13 protein-coding genes are annotated in these 19,241 nt (G+C 69.4%); 8 read left to right on the forward strand and 5 right to left on the reverse strand.

The genetic code is table 11. The features are described 5' to 3' along the window. Positions 1 to 28 precede the first annotated feature (28 nt). Both NZL82_RS13630 and NZL82_RS13635 read right to left on the reverse strand, forming a co-directional pair. Positions 29 to 1,369: a HAMP domain-containing sensor histidine kinase gene (locus NZL82_RS13630; protein WP_261270297.1), complete on the reverse strand. Its 1,341-nt coding sequence runs from the start codon at positions 1,367 to 1,369 to the stop codon at positions 29 to 31. Positions 1,370 to 1,389: 20 nt separating this feature from the next. Continuing rightward, positions 1,390 to 2,070, reverse strand: coding sequence for a response regulator transcription factor (locus NZL82_RS13635; RefSeq protein ID WP_261270298.1), 681 nt, complete (start codon positions 2,068 to 2,070; stop codon positions 1,390 to 1,392). A 215-nt stretch (positions 2,071 to 2,285) separates the two neighbouring features. Here NZL82_RS13635 and NZL82_RS19790 point away from each other — a divergent pair, with 215 nt between their 5' ends. From NZL82_RS19790 to pelF, 8 genes are read left to right on the forward strand one after another with little or no spacing between them, the layout of a single operon-like run. Continuing rightward, on the forward strand, positions 2,286 to 5,642 hold the full coding sequence (locus NZL82_RS19790) for a M10 family metallopeptidase C-terminal domain-containing protein (RefSeq protein WP_314732893.1): 3,357 nt from the start codon (positions 2,286 to 2,288) through the stop codon (positions 5,640 to 5,642). 21 nt (positions 5,643 to 5,663) lie between these two features. Continuing rightward, positions 5,664 to 7,061 (forward strand): exopolysaccharide Pel transporter PelG, encoded by a 1,398-nt coding sequence (pelG, locus tag NZL82_RS13650; protein ID WP_261270299.1) that lies wholly within the window; start codon positions 5,664 to 5,666, stop codon positions 7,059 to 7,061. Next, positions 7,058 to 7,930: an endo alpha-1,4 polygalactosaminidase gene (locus NZL82_RS13655; protein WP_261270300.1), complete on the forward strand. Its 873-nt coding sequence runs from the start codon at positions 7,058 to 7,060 to the stop codon at positions 7,928 to 7,930. Before pelG ends, NZL82_RS13655 begins: the two co-directional genes overlap by 4 nt. Next, entirely contained in the window at positions 7,927 to 9,654 is a 1,728-nt protein-coding gene (locus NZL82_RS13660) for a hypothetical protein (RefSeq protein WP_261270301.1), read from the forward strand. Before NZL82_RS13655 ends, NZL82_RS13660 begins: the two co-directional genes overlap by 4 nt. Further along, positions 9,651 to 11,129: a bacterial transcriptional activator domain-containing protein gene (locus tag NZL82_RS13665; RefSeq protein ID WP_261270302.1), complete on the forward strand. Its 1,479-nt coding sequence runs from the start codon at positions 9,651 to 9,653 to the stop codon at positions 11,127 to 11,129. Before NZL82_RS13660 ends, NZL82_RS13665 begins: the two co-directional genes overlap by 4 nt. 53 nt (positions 11,130 to 11,182) lie before the next feature. Beyond that, positions 11,183 to 12,130, forward strand: coding sequence for a hypothetical protein (locus NZL82_RS13670; protein ID WP_261270303.1), 948 nt, complete (start codon positions 11,183 to 11,185; stop codon positions 12,128 to 12,130). Continuing rightward, complete coding sequence (locus tag NZL82_RS13675) at positions 12,127 to 12,984, forward strand: hypothetical protein (protein ID WP_261270304.1); 858 nt, start codon at positions 12,127 to 12,129, stop codon at positions 12,982 to 12,984. The genes NZL82_RS13670 and NZL82_RS13675 overlap by 4 nt, the downstream gene beginning before the upstream one ends. Next, positions 12,957 to 14,465, forward strand: coding sequence for a GT4 family glycosyltransferase PelF (gene pelF / locus NZL82_RS13680; protein ID WP_261270305.1), 1,509 nt, complete (start codon positions 12,957 to 12,959; stop codon positions 14,463 to 14,465). Before NZL82_RS13675 ends, pelF begins: the two co-directional genes overlap by 28 nt. A 74-nt stretch (positions 14,466 to 14,539) precedes the next feature. Here pelF and NZL82_RS13685 read toward each other — a convergent pair whose 3' ends face one another. The 3 genes from NZL82_RS13685 to NZL82_RS13695 are packed head-to-tail and all read right to left on the reverse strand — an operon-like array spanning position 14,540 to position 19,219. Next, positions 14,540 to 16,129, reverse strand: a complete 1,590-nt coding sequence (locus NZL82_RS13685; protein ID WP_261270306.1) for a TolC family outer membrane protein — start codon at positions 16,127 to 16,129, stop codon at positions 14,540 to 14,542. Then, positions 16,119 to 17,465 (reverse strand): HlyD family type I secretion periplasmic adaptor subunit, encoded by a 1,347-nt coding sequence (locus tag NZL82_RS13690; protein WP_261270307.1) that lies wholly within the window; start codon positions 17,463 to 17,465, stop codon positions 16,119 to 16,121. Before NZL82_RS13690 ends, NZL82_RS13685 begins: the two co-directional genes overlap by 11 nt. Continuing rightward, positions 17,462 to 19,219 (reverse strand): type I secretion system permease/ATPase, encoded by a 1,758-nt coding sequence (locus NZL82_RS13695; RefSeq protein ID WP_261270308.1) that lies wholly within the window; start codon positions 19,217 to 19,219, stop codon positions 17,462 to 17,464. The genes NZL82_RS13690 and NZL82_RS13695 overlap by 4 nt, the downstream gene beginning before the upstream one ends. Positions 19,220 to 19,241 lie beyond the last annotated feature (22 nt).

A 19,241-nucleotide genomic window follows, 5' to 3' on the forward strand; every position in this document is an offset into this window, starting at 1 on the left:
GGGGCGGCCCTTTTTTATGGGCGCGCGATCAGGGGGCGGGAAATCGCAGCGAGGCGCAAAGCCCAGGCCCCGCATCGCCCAGTATCAGCCGTCCGCGATGCAGCCGGGCGATCGCATCGACCAGCGGCAGGCCCAGGCCATGCCCCGATTTCCCCCGCGCCTGGTCGAGCCGCCCGAACCGGCGCAGCGCGTGGGCGCGATCCGCTGGCCGGATGCCGGGTCCGTCATCGGTAACGCGCAATTCCCACATGCCCTCCAGCGGCTCGAGCGCGACGCGGATCGCACCCCGTGGCGCGCCATATTTGATCGCATTGCCGATCAGGTTGACCAGCGCCTGGATCAGCAACTGCCGGTCCCCGACGAACGTCGCCGGGCCCGGCATGACCGAGACGCTCAAGCGCTGCCCGGCGTCTTCGGCGACGGGGATCATCATCGTCGCGGTGTCCTCGACCAGTTCCGCCAGATCGACGGGGGCGAAGCCCGCCTGTCTATGCCCGGCCTCGATCTCGGCGATGCGCAGCAGCGCGGCGAACATGGCGAGCAGCGTGTCGCACTGCGCCAGCGCGGCGGTGGCGCGCCCGGCCTGAACCGGATCGGCCGCCTCCTCGACGATCCGAGCCAATTGTCCGCGCAGCCGGGCAAGCGGGGTGCGCAGGTCGTGCGCGATGTCGTTGGACACGCTGCGCAGGCCCTCCATCAACCCGGCGATGCGGTCGAGCATCTGGTTGAAGGCGGCGGCCTGCCGGTCGAATTCGTCGCCCGACCCGGTGACGGGGACGCGGTGGCGGATATGGCCCGCGACGATCGCCTCGACCGTGCGCCGCTGGTCGCCGATCCGGCGGCTGACCAGCATCGAAAAGGCGATGAGGCCGCCCAGAACGATCAGGATGATCGACCCGAAACCGATCAGATAGATATGCGTGCGTGTCGTGCGGTAGCTGTCGAACGGCTCAGTTTCCGCGATAACCGCCAGCCGCCGCCCCGCGCCAGCCTCGCGGACCAGCGCACGGCCATGCGACAGGCCGACGATCCCGTCTCCCTCGCGCAGATCGGACCCGCCAAGGGGCAGGCGACGGCGCAATGTGATATTGCCGCCCAGCGGCTGCCCCGCGGAATCGAGCAGCGCCAATCCGACATCGCCGGTGTCGCGCTGCTGCGACAAACGGGTGATGCGGGCCAGCAGTTCGGCCGTCGGCACCATCGCCTGCCCGGCCTCGCGCTCCAGTACCAAGTCGCCGATCGCCTCGATCCGCTGGTCGACCAGCCGGGCCACGGTCACGCGGTTCGCGGCCAGGATCGACATGCCGGTGCCGATCGTGGCGATCAGGAACAGGATCAGGACACAGGCCGTCAGCCTGGGCAAGCTCATCCGCCGGATCGTCCGTTCGATCATGGCTTCAGCGAATAACCGATCCCGCGCACCGTCTCGATCGGATCCTCGCCGCCATCCTCGGTCAATTTCAGGCGCAACCGCCGGATATAGACGTCGACGATGTTGGTCTCCGGCTCAAAATCATAGCCCCAGACGCGCTCGATCAGCATTGCGCGGGTCAGCACTTCGCCGGCATGGCGTGCCAGTTCGGCCAGCAGCTTGAGTTCCAGATTGGCCAGCGTGATCGGATGCCCGCCGCGCCAAGCGCGAAAGCTGGTCGGGCTGACCACGATGTCGCCGGCGCGGATCGTATCGGTCTCGCTGACCGTCCAGCGCCGCCCGCGCATCACCGCATGGATGCGGGCGTTCAGTTCCTCGGCGGCGACGGGCTTGACGACATAGTCGTCGGCGCCCCCCTCCAGCCCGTCGATCTTGTCCGATGCCATAGACAGCGCGGTCAACATGATGACCGGCACGGTGATTCCGCGCGCGCGCAGCGTTTCGACCACCGACAGTCCATCCAGCCGCGGCATCATCCGGTCGAGGATCACCGCATCATATTGCTCGCGGTCGAGCGCGGCGAGCGCCAGCCGCCCGTCGCCGACCCGCTCCACCCGGTGGCCCAGCGCGGCCAGTTCGGCCGTCAGGCTCCGCGCATAGTCTTCGTCGTCCTCGACCAGAATCAGATGCAGACTCATCGACAGCTTTCCAAAAGGCCTCCGCATTGCCCTATCGAGCCGAAACAGGGTGGCAAGATCGTCCCGGTCGTATCGTGATGGAACAAGTGGGACGGCGCAACGCGGACTCCGTGGATGCATGACCCAAACGTCATGCGTAACACACGGCAAAACAGGGAAAAGGCGCAGGCCCCGTCACGGGTTCGTCATGCTGCCCCTGGGGCGACGAGGGAAACATGGCGACCACGATCACGATCGACGGCAATCTGTCCGACTGGAACACGGTCGACCGCATCGATACGGGGCTGGGCGAGGGCTATTCCATCTATGCCAAAAGCGACGGCAGCGATTTCGTCTTCGCGATGACCGCGCCGATGGCGATCGGGGCGAACACCACCGCCTGGTTCAACACCGATCGCAACGCTTCGACCGGATACCAAGTGTTCGGCTTTGCGGGCGGCGCGGAATATAACGTCAACTTCAACGCCGACGGCACCGTCTCGCTCTACACGGGCGGGGCGGGCGAGACGCTGGTGCAGGCCAATCTACAGGCGGCCTGGTCGGCGGATCGCCAGACGGTGGAGTTCCGCGTGCCCAAGGCGGCTATCGGCAATCCGCAGGCGATCGACACCCTCTACGACGTCAACGACCAGGTGTTCTTGCCGGGCAATTATTCGGCCAAGCCGTTCACCGTCTTCAATGACACCGGCATCACCGCCGACCCGGCCCACCGCATCGCCATCGTCTGGTCCGAGACGACGGCCAATGCCTATTTCAGCAAGACCGCCTATTCGCAGCTGTTCATGGCGGCGCAGAGCCAGGCGATGCAGGCGGGCACGCCCTTCGACATCATCACCGAAGACGACCTGACCAACCTGTCGACGCTGGCCAAGTACGACTCGATCGTCTTCCCGTCGTTCCGCAACGTCCAGGCGGACAAGGCGGACGAGATCGCCCATACGCTGGAACAGGCGACCAAGCAGTTCGGCATCGGCCTGATCGCCGCGGGCGAGTTCATGACCAACGCCGCCGACGGCAGTGCGCTGGCGGGTGACAGCTATGCGCGGATGAAGCTGTTGTTCGACGCGACCCGCGTGACCGGCGGCTGGCCCGCCGACGTGACGATCAAGGCGGCGGACGCCAATCACAGCGTCCTCGACGGTTATACCACCGGCGAGACGATCCGCGACTATAAGGGCGTTGGCTGGAACGCCTTCACCAGCGTCAGCGGCACCGGAGAGACGATCGCGACCCAGACCGTCAATGGCCAGGAATATGCCGCCGCCATCGCGACGAAGACCGGCGGCCGCAACGTCATCTTCTCGACCGAAGCGGCGATGGCCGACGACAATCTGCTGCAAAAGGCGATCGACTATTCGGTCCATGGCTCGGCCAGCACCGGGGGCCTTCGCGTCGGGCTCCAGATGACCCGTGACACCGGCCTGTTCGCGTCCCGCGTCGATATGGACCAGAGCCAATATTCGGACGAGGTAAAGCCCGAGGACGGCTCGGCCGGCATCTATACCAAGCTGCTGCCCATCCTCGACCAGTGGAAGACGCTCTACAATTTCGTCGGCAGCTATTACGTCAATATCGGCAACGACCCGTCGCAGCAGCGTTCGACCGACTGGTCGGTCTCGGCGCCGATCTATGCGAAGATGATGGCGGCGGGCAACGAGATCGGCCTGCACAGCTATACCCATCCCGAGGACACCAATGTCCTGACGCCCGATCAGATCGCCTATGAATTCGGGGCGGAGCGTGCCGAGCTGGAAAAGCAGATGAGCGCCTATCTGGGCCGTCAGGTATCGTTGGGCGGCGCGGCGGTGCCCGGAGCGCCGGAGACCATCGCGACCAGCCAGGAAATCCTGAAGTACGTCTCCTATCTGTCGGGCGGCTATACCGGTGTCGGGGCGGGCTATCCCAACGCCTTTGGTTATATGACCCCGGACAATGCGGCGGACGGCAAGGTCTATCTGGCGCCCAACACCATGTTCGACTTCTCGCTGATCGAGTTCCAGAAGAAGACGGTTGCCGAGGCGGAGGCGGAATGGGCCAGGGAACTGGCGACGCTGACCGCGCATGCCGATGCGCCCGTCATCGTCTGGCCATGGCATGATTACGGCCCCGCCATGTGGACGGGCGACGCGACCCAGAGTCCCTATGTCACTGCGATGTTCACCAACTTCATCGCCAAGGCGGCGGCGGCGGGCGTCGAATTCGTGACGCTGGCGGACCTCGCCAGCCGCATCTCGGCCTTTCACAAGGCGTCGATCACGACGACCGTGTCGGGCGATACGATCACCGCCAATGTGTCGTCGGCGGAGGCGCTCGGGACCTTCGCGCTCGATGTCGACGGGCAGAAGGCGGGACAGGTCATCAAGAGCGTCGCGGGCTGGTACGCCTATGACGCGAACAAGGTCTTCCTGCCCAAGGCGGGCGGCACCTATACCATCACCATGGGCCAGGCGGCGGACGATGTGACCCACATCACCGACCTGCCGATGCGCGCCTCGCTGATCTCGCTGAGCGGCGACGGGCGCGACCTGAGCTTCTCGGTCGAGGGCGAGGGCAAGGTCGTGGTCGACCTGAAGGCGCCGGGCACCGACTGGACCACCGTGAAGGGTGCCGCGGTCACCAGCCTGGTGGGTGAAATCCTGACCCTCGACATCGGCGCGATCGGCCAGCATGACGTGTCGATCGGCCATGTCGCCAATAGCGGCCCGACCATCACCTCCTTTGGCGGTGCGGATAGCGGCCGCATGACGATCGCGGAGAATGGTATGGCGGTGACCACGATCGCCGCGACCGACCCCGATATCGCGCTGGGCGACTCGATCCACTATTCGATCGCGCAGGGCGGTGACGGCGCGGCCTTCACGATCGATGCGACCAGCGGCGTGCTCAAGTTCATTGCCGCGCCGGATTATGAGAATCCGACCGACGCCAATCGCGACAATCTTTATGACGTCACCGTGATCGCCACCGACGCCAAGGGCGCGATCGACACCCAGACGCTGTCGATCGGCGTGACCGATGTGATTGGCATCACCAAGACCGGCACCATCTTCGGCGATACGATCAACGGCACCGGCGAGCAGGACGTGCTCGACGGCGGCTGGGGCAATGACGTGCTGAACGGCCTGGGCGGCAACGACCGGCTGATCGGTGGGTGGGGCGACGACACGCTGAACGGCGGCGACGGCAATGATGTGTTGATCGGTGGCTGGGGCCGTGACATCCTGACCGGCGGCGCGGGCAAGGATGTGTTCCGCTTCGAATCGACGCTGGACAGCCCGGCCTCGTCGCTGCGCGATGTCATCACGGACTTCCGGTCGGGCGAGGACAAAATCGACCTGTCGGCGATCGACGCCAACACCTCGCTCTTCGCGCGCGGCGATCAGGCCTTCACCTTCCTGAATACGGCCGGCGCCCGGTTCACCGGCGCGGGGCAGTTGCGCTTCAGCTATCAGATGATCGGCGGCAAGGAATATACCGTCGTCGAGGGCAATACCGACGCGCTGGGGCTGGCCGATTTTTCCGTGGCGCTGCTCGGCCACCACAATCTGACCGCGAACGATTTTTATTTATAATTGGCGGTTAGGACCGCCATCATGGCGGGTATCGGGTTCCAACTGGCCAAGATGGCACGCGAGGGCGGTGTCGGCGGTATCGCCGGCGCCGCCCTTCACGGTGCGCTGATCAGTTCCGGCCCCTGGCTGATCACCGCGATCGCGATGATCCTGCTTCACCATTGGGCCCCCGGCGCGATCGGCGCGGGCGAGGCGGCCATGGTGCGCACCGTCCTGATCTATGGTTTCAGCCTGTCGGCGCTGATCGCGGGACCGATCGCGATCCTGGCGACCCGGCTGGCGGCGGACCGGCTGTTCGCGCGCGATGCGGGCGGCGTGCCGGGTATCCTGCTGGTCGCAATGGTGGCGGGTGGGGGGCTTGCGCTGGTCATGGGGGCGGTGGTGTTCGGCGGGCTGGCCGGACTGCCCTTCGTCCGCGCAGGGCTTGCCAGCCTGTTGCTCGGCTGGCTGACTCAGATTTGGATCGCCTCGCCGATGCTGACCGCGTTGCGGCGATACCGTGCGGTGCCGGTCGCCTATCTGATCGGGATCGCGGTGGCGGCGGTGGCGCTGATGCTGTTGCGGCATCCGGGCGGGACGCTGGTGCTGGCGGCGGTGACCGGGGGCGTGGGCGTGACCTTGGGTGCGATCCTGGTGATCCTCCACCGCTATTTCACCGCATCGCCGGTCCTGCCGTCGCGCGACCTGATCGGCTGGCGGCTGGCGCTGATCGTCGCGGCCGCCGGGCTGGCGGGGGCGGTGGCGATCTGGATCGACAAATGGTTGCTCTGGAGCGGGCCGGGCAGCATCGCGGCGCTGGGGCGGTTGCGGCTCAACCCGATCAACGATGCGGGCAGCTTCCTGGGCCTGCTGACCATGGTGCCCGGTCTGACCCTGCTCCTGATCGTCAGCGAGACGCGGTTCGACCGGGGTTTCGACAATGTGATGGCGCGCTGCACCGGCACCTCGACGCTCGCCCGGATCGAGGAGGCGCGCGGCGAACTGATCGAGACATTGTTCGACGGTCTGCGGCTGCTGGTGCTGATGCAGGCGCTGGTCGCGGCGCTGGCCTGGGTCTTGGCGGTGCCGTTGTTCGAGCTGATCGGCGCCGATCCGCGTGGCATCTTCGCCTTTCGCCACAGCGCGGCGGGGGCGGTGTTCCATCTGGTGGCGATCGGGGCGACCATCGTCCTGTCCTATTACGACCTGTTCGCGCGGATCGTGCTGATCTGGGCGAGCTTTGCGGTGGCGAGCGCCCTGGCGGTCTGGCTGCAATGGGATGCCGGATCGGCGGCGTTCGGCTGGGGCTATATGGCGGGGGCGGTGGTCGCGGCCTCGGTCGGGATCGCCCTGGTCGCCGATGCGACGATCCGCCTGGTCTATCTGCTGTTCGTCGGAAACAACCCCGCCGTGGTCGGGCGGGAAGGGCGTTGGGCATGACGGGTGAGATGATGGGACGCCGCACTATCCTGGGGCTGGGGGCGGGCGCGCTGGGGCTCGCGGTGGCGTCGCGGCACGGGATGGCGGAGGAAAGCGGCGCCTGGAACTGGGGCGTCGATTATGGCGCGGCGACCGACCCGGCACTGGCGCGGCGATTCGAGCTGCTGGTGTTGGAGCCGCATCACGCCCGGCCGATCGCACCGCTGCGGGGGCCCGGGAGCCGCCTGCTCGGCTATGTCAGCCTGGGTGAAGTCGAGCACAGCCGACGCTATTTCGCCGCGCTCGACCGGGCGGGGGCGTTGCGTGCACCCAATCCCAACTGGCCCGATGCGCGCCATGTCGACCTGCGCCATCCCGAATGGACCCGGATCCTGATCGAACAGGCGGTGCCCGCGATCCTGGCGCTCGGCTATGACGGAATCTTCATGGATACGCTCGATAACGCCGAGGCGATGGAGCGACAGAACCCGAAGCAGAACAAGGGCATGGTGGCCGCCGGTGCCGCGCTGGTCGCGGCCCTGCGCGCGCGGTTTCCCGCCATCTCGCTGATGCTCAACCGGGGCTATGCCGCCTTGCCCGAGGCCGCGCCGCATATCGATTATCTGCTGGGTGAATCGATGGCCTCGCGTTGGAGCTTCACGCAGAAGCGGTATGAGATGCTGTCCGACAGCGACTGGCAGTGGCAGGCCGAGCGGCTGCGCGCAGCCCGGGTCCGCAACCCCCGCCTGTCGCTGACCACGCTGGATTATTGGGATCCCGGCGATCGGCGATCGGTCGCGGCACTCTATGCGCGGGAGCGGGCGGCGGGTTTCCACCCCTATGTCGCGACGTTAGCGCTCGACCATCTGGTGGCGGAGCCCGCGGGATGACGCGCACCGGCTCGAAGCGCTGGATGGCGATCGCGCTGCCTGTGGGAGCGGGGGGCGCGGTGCTGGCGCTCGGCCTGTTCCTGATGCCCAGCACGCGTGAGGTGGAGCAGGCCGGACGACGCGCGACCGCGCCGGTCGCGGCGACCTTGGCGGTGCCATCGTCTCCTGCGGTGCCGGTCGCGAGTCCGTCGCGCGCGCCCACGCATCCCGATCTCACCGCCGTGCTGAACACCGCAGACGCCGGTACGCTGGCCGCGCTGACCCGCACGCTTGCCGGGCAGGGCGTAACGGTCGCCAGCCTGCAGGTCGCCTATGACTTGGTCGCGGCGAACCGGCCGGCGGTGGCGCTCGACTATCTGGCGGCGATGCCCGACGGCGCTACGCCCGCGACATGGCCGCTCCGGGTCGAAACCCTGCGCAAGCTGGGCCGTCGCGCCCAGGCCGAGGCGCTGCTGGAGCAAGCCGTCCGGCGGCCGGGCGGCGTGGCCCCGTCCGCCATCGTCGCGGCGGGCTATGCGCTCGATCGCCCCGACCTCGTCATTGCGGCGGCGGCGTCCGGCGCGATTCCCCCTCCCGATGTCAAACTGGCTCGCGACCTGGCCCAGCGGGCGGAGGCGAAGCAGCGGTTCGACTGGATCGCGCGACTCGATCATACGCCTGCCGCCGACTGGCGCGCGGTCGACCCTTGGCTGGCCCTGCGCATCGCGCTGCGCCAGGGGGACAGCGCCGCCGCCCTGCGGGCGATCACTGGCCTGCCCGACGACGAGAGGGACGCGGCGCAAGCCCAGTTGATGACCCGCACCGGCGATCGGGAGGGGATGCGGCGATGGCTGCTCGCCCGGGCCGAGCGGCCGGGCGCGGTGCTGCCCCCATTGGCCGAACAGCTGCTGGTGCTCGGCGCGCGCGACGATGCCATCGCGCTGCTGCGTCGCGCGGCGAGCGGGCAGCCCGCGACCGCGTCGGTCAGCCAGCGGCTGCTCTATCTGATGGGTCCGCGCCCGGCGGCGGCGGACCGCGAATGGTTGCGGCAGCAGGCCCTGTCCGGCGCGCCGTCCGAACAGGCCCGCTGGTTGTCCGCCTATGCCGAGCGCGAGGCGCCGGGTGCGGCCCTCGCCTTCGTCCAGCGGCATCCGCTGGCGGACAGGACCGAGACGTTGCTGCTGCGCCTGCAACTGGCGCAGGCGGCGGGTGATCGGGGCGGTGCGCGGCAGGCGATGGCGGCCCTGCTCGACGGGCGGTCGCTGGAGTCGGGGCTGTTGCGTCGGATGACCGCCCTGGCCGACGGTCTCGATCCCGCGCAGAGCCGGGCCCTGGCCGAGCGCCGGGTCGCCGCCGGGGTGGCGGGGCCACGCGATCGGCTCGATCTGGCCTGGGCGGCATGGAATGCGGGCAATGCGGCCCGGACGCGGGACTGGCTGCGCGAATATCTGGTCGCGGCCCCCGCCGACCTGCCCGCGCTGCGCCTGATGGCGGATGCGCAGGCGCGATTGGGCGGCGCGGCGGCGGCGCGGCCCTGGCTCGAGCGGGCGCTTCTTCAGGCGCCGCCGGGTGGACGGACCCGTGCCGAGTTGCTCGACCGGCTGGGGCGGCAGGCCGAGGCGCTGGAACTGGTGAGCACGCTACGCCGGGAATCGCCGCGCGATCCCGAACTGGCGGCGTTGCAGGCGCGGTTGCTGATCGCCTCAGGCCAGCCGGGGCGCGCCCGCGCGGTGCTGACGCCATGATCGCGGTCGATCCTTCCGTGGCGGGCGCGGCGCAACTGGTGGTGCCCGACACGGTCTTCATCGACCGCCGGATCGTCGCATCGGGCGAACCGCGTCTGATCTGGCCGGGCGGCACCCTGTTGTCGCTCGATCGGCACGAAGGGGAGTTGATCGTCACCTTCGATCGCCCGCCGACCGAGGACGCGATCGCCCTGTTCCGCGATCTGGCAGGGGCGGCGATCGGCGAGCTTCGCTGGAATGATGTCAGCCTCGTGCTGCGCCCTGCGATCGGATGGAGCATGGATGCGCGGACCGTCGGCACGATGCTGACGGTCGATTTCCGCCCGGCCACCATTGCCGCCACCGGTTCGGAAGGCAACGGGACGGAGCCGAGGCGAGAACTGGCACGCACCATGATCGAGGCGGATCTCGCCGCGGGTTATCCGGGGCGCGGCCGTCGCGAGGCGCAGGCGCTACTCGCCAGCGATCCGGCGGACCGGCGCGCGCGGCGATTGCTCGGCGATGCACGGGCGTTGGACGGCGACGTGGCGGGCGCGGCGCGCGCCTATCGGGATGTCGGGGCGAACGATCCGGCGGCGCGTCGCGTGATCGCGGCATCGGGCGGCACCGCCAGTGCCGGGATCGTCGCGCGTGAAGGCGGCGATCTGGGCCAGTTGGAGGCCAGCGTCCGGGTCGAGGCACCGGTGGCGGATAGGGTGGCCGTCCAGGCGGCGGCCCGTCACCTCGTCAGCCGGGTCGATGGCTCCGCCGGGCGGCGTGAGGCGGCGGCGTCGGTCGTTGAGGCCGGGCTGGGCGTGGCGCTGAGCGATTCGGTGCGACTGTCACTGATCGCCTCCGCCGCGCTGGACGATGGCGTGACCGGCGGCGGCGCGCGGATCACCTATGGCCCCGCCGAGGCGCAGTTGCAGGTCGGCCTGACCCGTCACATGCCCGATTATGCCGCCCCGGCGCAGGTGCTGGCGGGCGGCTATCTTTCCCGCGCCGCACTGGGCGGGGTGTATCGGATCAACTCCGGGCTGGTCGGGCAGGCGGATCTGGGCGTCAATCGCTATGGCCTGGCGGGGGAGCGCGGGGCAACCGACACGATCACGCTGGCCGCCGGAATCGAATATCTGATCCGGCGGCGCTATCCGCTGCTCGGGTTGAGCTACCGGATGGAGGCCGAATATGTCCGCCGTACCGCGCTCGACCGGGACGGCAATCCGCTGATCGCGCTGGCGGATCGCGAGAATCACACCGTCCAGGCGATGCTGGGCGAGGCGGTGGGCTCGGTTCAATTGACCGGGCTGGCCGGATGGACGGTCGACCGGTTCGGCGGCGATGGCCCCAATGCCAGCCTGGCGGTGGCGGCACCCATCGGACTGATGTGGCGCGTCGAGGCATCGGGCGGCCTGACCTCGATCAGCCGTCCGGGCTTTTCGGGTCAGCAGCTGTTCGGCCGCGCCGTCCTGACGCGCAGTCTGGGCGGGCTGTGATGCAGGAGGCGCCACCATCCCAGGTCAAGCCGCCGCGTAACTGGCGACGCGGCGTGCGGATCGCCCTGGAGATCGCGATCCTGTTCGGCCTGTTGGCGGCGATCGACCACGGCCTGACCGGTGGCACGGGTTTCGCCGATGTCCGTCCCAGCCCCTATTGGATGCCGGTTCTGGTCATGGCGCTGGTCTATGGCACCGGGCCGGGGGTGGTCGCGGCGGCGATCGCATCCGCCTTTTGGCTGGTCGCGGCGCATGGCGATGGGCAGGATAGGGACTATCTCGACACGCTGCTTCACCTGTCCCTGCCGCCGCTGCTCTGGGGCGTCGCGGCGGTGACGATCGGCGAGGTGACGTTGCTGCGTCAGCGGCGGCTGGCCCGGGCCGTGCGGCGCGCGACCCAGGCTGTCCGCGACATGGGGCGGATGGCCGATGCGCATGACCGGCTGACCCGTACCAACCGCATCCTGCAACGCCGCGTGGCGACCGACCCCCGGACCATGGGCCATGTCGTGGCGATCGCGACCCGACTGAGCGCCGTCGATCCCGCCGGGCGTCACGCGGCGATCGCGGAGCTGATCGAACTGGCGGCATCGAGCGACGACTTCACCTGTTATCGCCTGGGCCCCGACGGGGCGCATGGCTGGCTGCGTGGCCGGGGGGTGCAGGGGCATAGCCTGGGCCGTCCCGACACGTTGCCGCCGGCGATGACGGAGGGGCTGGCCGACAGGCCGGGCATCCGCCATGTCGCGCGGCGATCGGACCGCGAATGGCTGGCGGGGCTGGGCGTCGCGGCAGTGCCGCTGGCCGATGCCGCCGGGGCGGTGCGGGGCCTTTTGCTGTTCCATTCCATTCCGATCGAGGCGTTCAACGCGCACCGCATCGCGGAACTCGCCGAAATCGCCGGCTGGCTGGGTCCCTTGGTGTTCGACCAGGGGCAGGGCGGCTTGCGAGCCGTCCGCACGACGCGGGGCGAGGATCATCCGGCGGGGCGGGTCGCATGACCGCGCGCTACACGGCGCTCGCCATTCTCGACCTGGGCTGGATCGCCGTGTCGCTTCAGGGCGGGCTTGGCGTGGCGGCGGCCTTGCTGGGCCATGCGGCGCTGACCCTGTGGACCTGCGTCATCTGGCTGCGATCCGATCCCCATGGCGGTTTCGCGGCGGCGGTTCTGGGACTGGCGGGGCCGGTCGGCGTCATGCTGGGACAGAAGCTGGGGCGGATCGCCGATCGCCGGGCGGCGCGGACGCCGTTCGACCCCGTGGCGGGAACGGAGCGCCACGGGGCGCGGCGCAAGGGAGCCGCGCTGGAAATGGCGCGGCTGCTCGATGGGCGGGTGCATTATCCCGCGCCGGAGGGGCTGGACTCGCTGGTCGCGGTCCTCCGCCACGGATCGGTCGCGGCCCGCCGGCGCGCGCTGGAAACCGTGGTGCGCGCCTTCGAGCCGGGCCTGTCGCCGTTGGTCGCACGGATGCTCGACGATCCGGACCAGACGATCCGCGCGCTGGCCGCCGCCGCCTCCGCCCGGATCACCCAGAATCTGGCGGAGCAACGCGCCGCGCTGGAGGCGCGGATCGCCACCGGGGATGAGGCCGCGGCCGAGATATTGGGGCATTTGCTGGCCGAGCATGGCCGCGCCAATCACCTGCTGTCCGATACGCAGCGCCAGAAGCTGCGCGACGATGCGGCGCGCCTGCTCGAGCGGCAGGGCCTGGGCCAGGAGGCGGCGCGACTGGCGGTCGAGGCGGCCTGGCGCGCGCGCGACTATGCCGCGATCGACCGGATCCATGCGGCATCTTCCGGCCCGGAGGATGAGGACGACATGGCACCATGGTGGCGGGCCGAGGCGGTGCGATGAATGCGGCGCCGCATGGCGAGGTCGAGGCCGATGTCTGCCTGATCGTCGAGGGCGCCTATCCCTATGTCATCGGGGGCGTGTCGGGCTGGCTTCAGGATCTGATCGCCAACCTGCCCGACATCCGCTTCGCCATCGCCGCAATCAAGCCGAGCCCCGCCGAACTGCCCTTTCGCATCGCCCCGCCGCCCAATGTGGTGGCGATCACCGAGATCGGCCTCGCCCCCGCCGCCAGCGCGCCTCGTCGCATCCCCGAGGCGGTGGCCGTGCGGATCGCCGACGCACTGATGGTCTTCGTCGCCACCGGGCGGCAGGAGGCGATCGCCACGCTGCTCGACCTGTTCGCCGGGCTCGATCCCATGCCCGCGCCGGGCGACATATTGGCGCATCCGGCGACCTTTCAGCGGTTGCAGCGCCATTATCGCGCGATCCTGCCGCGTGCGTCCTTCCACCATTATTTCTGGGCGATGCGCACGCTGCTGGGCGGGTTGCTGGCGGTGCTGACCGCGCCTTTGCCGCGCGCGCGGGTGTATCACACCATCTCGACCGGCTTTGCCGGGCTGCTCGCGGCACGGGCACGGCACCAGACCGGGCGGCCCGCCTTCATCACCGAACATGGCATCTATCTGCTTGAACGCCAGATCGAGGTGATGATGGCCGAATGGATCGGCGACCAGATCGATACCGGGCTTCAGATGGAGCGAAGCGTGCGCGATCTGCGCGACCTATGGGTGCGCGCTTTCACCAGCTATGCCGAGGCCTGTTACGACGCCTGCGACCCGATCGTCGCCCTATATGGCGAGAATAACGCGGTGCAGCGGCGGCTGGGCGCGAAGCCGGACCGGGTGCGGGCGATCCCCAATGGGGTCGACGTGCACCGCTTCGCGCATCTGGCCGACGCGCGCGATCCGGCGCGGCCGGTGGTGGCGCTGCTCGGGCGGGTGGTGCCGATCAAGGACGTGAAGACCTATATCCGCGCCGCCGCGATCGTCCATGACGCGCGGCCCGACATCCGCTTCGTGGTGCTGGGGCCCGAGGACGAAGACCCGGAATATGCCGCCGAATGCGCGGCGCTGGTCGCCGAGCTGGGGCTGGGGGATGCGCTGTCGTTCGAGGGGCGGGTGCGGATCGAGGACTGGATGGCGCGGATCGACCTGCTCGTCCTGACCAGCCTGTCCGAGGCGCAGCCGCTGGTGATCCTGGAAGGGGGAGCATGCGGCATCCCCGTCGTCGCCCCCGATGTCGGCAGTTGCCGCGAGATGATCGAGGGGCGCGGCGGATCGGACAGCGGCCATGGTGGAATCGTCACGCCATTGGTCAACCCGGCCGCCACCGCCGCGGCGATCCGGCAGATCCTGGACGACCCGGCCCTGCGCGACCGGATGGGCGAAACGATGCGCGAGCGGGTGAAGCGCGACTACGACCACCCGACGATCATCGGGGCGTATCGGCGGCTCTATGGGGAATTGGCGGCGCGGGGGTGATCCTGTCCGGCCTGGGCGGGGTGGGCACATAGCCCAACCTCTCACCCTGAGTGGTGCGGGATCGGCTCCGTGACCTAGCGTGAGCCGCCGGTCACCACCGTGTCGCTCAATTCGGCGAAGGACGGCATGGGCAGTTTCGGGATCGGTGCGACGGGCAGGGCGGTGCCGAGCGGCCCCGTGACGGCGGGCGTGGCCGTGTCGCGGAGTGCGGGGGCCGCCGCCGTTGCCAGAACGGGGGCGGGACGCGCCGTTGCATCGGGGCGTGACGCGCGGTCGATCGGTGCGAGCAGCGGGTCGAATGGCCCGAACACCTGCTTGCGCACCTGACGGATATTGGCGGACGCGTCATAGACGGGCACGCCCGCCTCGATGATCCCGGCCTGCAAACGCCCGAGCGTCGCCAGCAGCCGGGCCTGTGCGACATAGCCTGAATAGCGCGCATTGGTCGCCACGATCTGGGCGTTGAGCAGGCGTTGTTCGGAATCCAGCACTTCGAAATTCGACCGGAACCCCTCCTGGAACCCCCGCCGCACGCCGGTCAGCGCGGCTTCGGCCGCTTCGGTGGCGCGCAGGCCCGAATCCTGTTGTTCGGTGGCGGCGACCGCCTGGTTCCAGCTTTCCTGCACATCGGCAAGTGCCTGTCGCCGTGTCCCCTCCGCCTCGAAGCCCAGTTGCTGGCGTTCGGCGACGGCGGCCCGGATGCGCGATCCGATCAGCCCTCCGGCGAGCAGCGGCATGGTGACGCTCAGCCCTCCGCTCGCCTGGCCGCCCATGTCGCGCACCTGATAGGAATAGGGACTGGTATAGCCATAGCCGCCGGTCAGCGCGACGATGGGCGCGCGTTCCGCCCGCTGCGCCGCGATGCGCGCGTCCCCGGCGCGTGCGGCCATCGTCGCCTGCCAGATGGCGGGACTTTCCTTCTCGGCGATCTGAAAGGCCGATTCCAGCGAAACGGGCATCCCCGGCAGGCGCGGCGGCGGGGCAAGGCGACCCGGATTGCGCCCGACCAGCGCGGCGAAGCGCGCGCGGCTAGCCTGGAGATTGGCCTGGGCCTGGGCCAGTTGCGCTGCGATGATCTCGCGCTGTGCCTGCGCCTGGGCGATGTCGGTGCGGGTCAGGTCGCCGCCGCGCTCGCGCGCGACGGCCTGATCGACCTGCCGGCCATAGCTGTCGAGCGAGCGCGTCTGGATCGCGACCAGCGCCTGGTCGCGCAGGACGGACGAGAAGGCATCGACCACCGCCAGCAGGATCGCATTCTCCGTCTCGCGCAAACGCTCGCGCCCGGCGAGCACCGTCGCCTCGGCGGCGGAGACCTGCGCGGCGGTGCGCCCGCCGTTCAGCAGGATCTGCGAGGCGGAAATGGTCGCGCCCATCGTCCGCGCGCGCACGGTGCCGAACTGGTCCAGGATGTTGCGCTGGTCCTGCTGGCGATACTGTAGATTGACGTTGACCCCGACGGTCAGCCGATAGGGGGAGCCCGCCTGGACGATCTGTTCGTCGAGCACGCGAAGCTGTGCCCGTCCCGCCTCCAGCGTCGGGTTGGTGCGATAGGCATCGGCGATCGCGCGGTCGAGCGTGTCGGGATCGTACAGCTCCTGCGCCGCCACGGGCGCGGCCGCCAGCGCGACGAGCGGCAACAGGGCGAGACGGGACCTAGCGTTCATGGAAGGACCGCGAAAAGGCTTCGGTCAGCGGATCGAACAGATATTGCAGCGCGGTCCGCTTGCGCAGCGGCACCATGACCGCGACCGGGACGCCCGCCCGGATACCGGTATCGCCGCCGCGCACCGCCGCGATCCGTGCAATCTGGTCGTGCGGCACCGCGATCTCCGCACTGAAATAGCTGCGACCCGAGGCTTCGTCGCGCAACGCATCGGCGGAGACGGAATGGACCCTGCCCGTCAGGATCGGCAGCCCCCGGTCGTGCAGCGACAGGAATTTCACCTCGGCGGGCCGTCCCGCGACGACGCCGTCAATGTCGCCCGGCGCGAAATTGGCGCGGACGATCAGGGGCGCGGCATCGGGCACGATGTCGAGGATCGGCTGACCGGCCTGGATGACGCCGCCCACGGTGAAGACCCGCAGGCCGACCACCCGGCCCGATACCGGCGCGCGGATCTCGGTCCGCGCCAGCTGTTCGCGCGCGGCGGCCCATTTGGGCAGCATCTCGTTCAACTGGAACTGGGTGTCGCGCAGCGAGCCGGCGGCTTCCTCCACCTGATGGCGGCGGGTCTGGACGATCTGGGCACGGCTCTGGCCGATCTGCTCGCGTGCGGCGGCGGAGCGGGAACTATAATCTGCGTCCGCTCCTTCGAGTTGCTGGATCGACCGCTCGATCGCGCGGACCGTGTTGCGCGAGACATAGCCTTCGTCCGCCAGCCGCCGGGTGCTTTCCAGTTGCTGGGCCAGGCTGGCGCGCTGGCGGGCGCTGGCCTGTGCCTGGGCGTCGAAGCCGGAGGTCTGGCGACTCGCTTCGGCCGCCTGCTGGCGAAGCACCTGATCCCCGGCGGCGAGCGCGGCGGAGCGGCTGCGCATCTGCGCCAGTTGCAGGCTCTGCGCCCGCGCGATCAGGCGGCGGTCGTCGCCCGTGGCGCGTGCGAAATCGGCGGGCCAGACGATCGCATGTCCCGCCACCTCAGCCTCCAGCCGGGCCCGCTGGGCCTGAAGATCGATGACGCTGGCGGCCAGCGCGCGCTCGCTGGCGGCGACCTCGGCCCCTTCCAGGCGGAACAGAATCTGCCCGGCGCGGACATGGTCGCCGTCGCGGACCATCATCGCCTTCACGATGCCGCCGTCGCGGTGCTGCACCGTGCGGCGATTGCCCGATACCGTCACCTGCCCCTCGCCAGCGGCGGCGGCGTCGAGCCGCGCGAACGCCGCCCAGCCCAGCCCGACGACGAAGAACAGGATCGCGACCAGCACGCCGACCCGGATCGCGCTGCGCGGCGAATCGTCCAGGTACAGCCGCTCGGCCAGATGCGCGCGGGCCGCGGCGGTCATCGTACTCCTCCGGCGGTGACGATGTCGTCCCGGGACGGAGAGGGGGTCTGCTGGCGGATCACCTTGGCGCGGTCGTCGAACAAATGCACCTTGCCGCCGCGCAGCAACAGCACCTTGTCGACCGTCTGGAGCAGGCCGGTACGGTGGGTGGACACGATCACGGTCGCGTTGCGCGCGCGCAGCGACTGGAGCGTCTGCGCCAGCCGCGCCTCGCCATCGCTGTCGAGATGGGCGTTGGGTTCGTCGAGGAACAGCAGGCTGGGCTGTCCGAACAACGCGCGGGCCAGCGCGATCGCCTGTCCCTGTCCCGCCGACAGGTCTGCTTCGCCGCGATCCAGCATGGTGGCATAGCCCTGCGGCAGGCCCAATATGACGTCATGCGCCCCCGCTTCCTGCGCGGCGGCGACGACCTGGGCATCCAGCGCCTCGCTTTCGCCGTCCAGGACGCTGCGGAAACGCGCGATATTGGTGTGGACCGTGGCGGGGAACAGCGTCGGGGCCTGGGGCATGAAGCCCAGATGGCGGCCCAGTTGCTCGCGATTCCAGTCGGACAGCGACGCGCCGTCGATCCGCACCTCGCCCGAATCGGGGGGCATCGCCCCCGCCAGCACGCGCAGCAGCGTCGATTTGCCCGCGCCGCTGGGCCCGACCAGCGCGATCACCTCGCCGGGGTTCACGGTGAAATTGATGTCGGACAGGATGGCGCGATCGCTGCCGGGGGCCTTTACCTCCAGCGCGCGCACCTCGATCCGACCCTTGGGGGCGGGCAGGGTGGTGGTCGTCCGTTCCGGTCCGGGACGGCGGCAAAAGGCGTCGAGCGAGCGCCAGGCCTGACGCGCCGCGGTCAGCGGTTTGATCGCGCCGAGTATCTGTTCAACCGGCTGCAGCGCGCGACCCAGCAGCAGCGAGGCGGCGAAGATCGCGCCGCCCGAAATCTCCTGCCGAACCGCCAGCCAGGCCCCCAGCGCCAGCGCCAGCGATTGCAGCAACTGGCGCAGGAATTTGGTGACCGCCAGGAACTGGCCCGACCTGCCCGACAGCGCCGCCTGCCGCCGCGCCAGATCGGCGCGTTCCAGCAGATGGCGCGTGACGAGCGCGTCGCGCATCCCCAACGCCTGCGCCACGTCGGAGGCTAGGATCGAGGCGTCCTGCTCCCGCTGCGCCAGCGCGGTGCGGCCACGAAGGCTGGCGACGGCAGCTTCTGTCACGCGCTCGCTGGCGATGGCGATACCGCCGAGCAGCAGCGCGCTGACCAGGGTCAGCACGCCGATCCAGGGATGCAGCAGAAAGGCGATCAGGATGTAGATCGGGGCCCATGGCGCATCGAACAGCGCGATGACCGGCGCACCGGTCAGGGTCGAGCGCACCGTGTCGAAATCGCGCATCGCCTGCGCGCGCTCCGCGGGCGAGCCGCTGGGCGACCCCAGGATGCGCAGCAGGATCGTCGGGGCCAGCCGCCGCTCCAGCCGGATGCTCGCCCGCAACAGCAGCCGCATGCGCACCGCGTCGAGAATCGCATAGACCGCCAGCGCCGCGACCAGGATCAGCGTCAGTAGCGCCAGCGTCGGCACCCCCCGCGTCGGGACCACCCGGTCATAGACCTGGAGCATGAAGATCGAGGGCGCGAGGTTGAGGAGGTTGATCAGCCCCGAAAAGGCCGCCGCCGCCAAAAGATGCGGACGGCATCCGCGCACCACCGGCATCAGGCCGGCGGCGGATGCTTCATCGGTGGACACGGTTTGGCGGGTGGACATGGCGCCCGCTCTACCCCCGAAA

The organism is Sphingomonas sp. LC-1 (assembly GCF_025371035.1).
Lineage (GTDB): Bacteria > Pseudomonadota > Alphaproteobacteria > Sphingomonadales > Sphingomonadaceae > Sphingomonas > Sphingomonas sanguinis_E.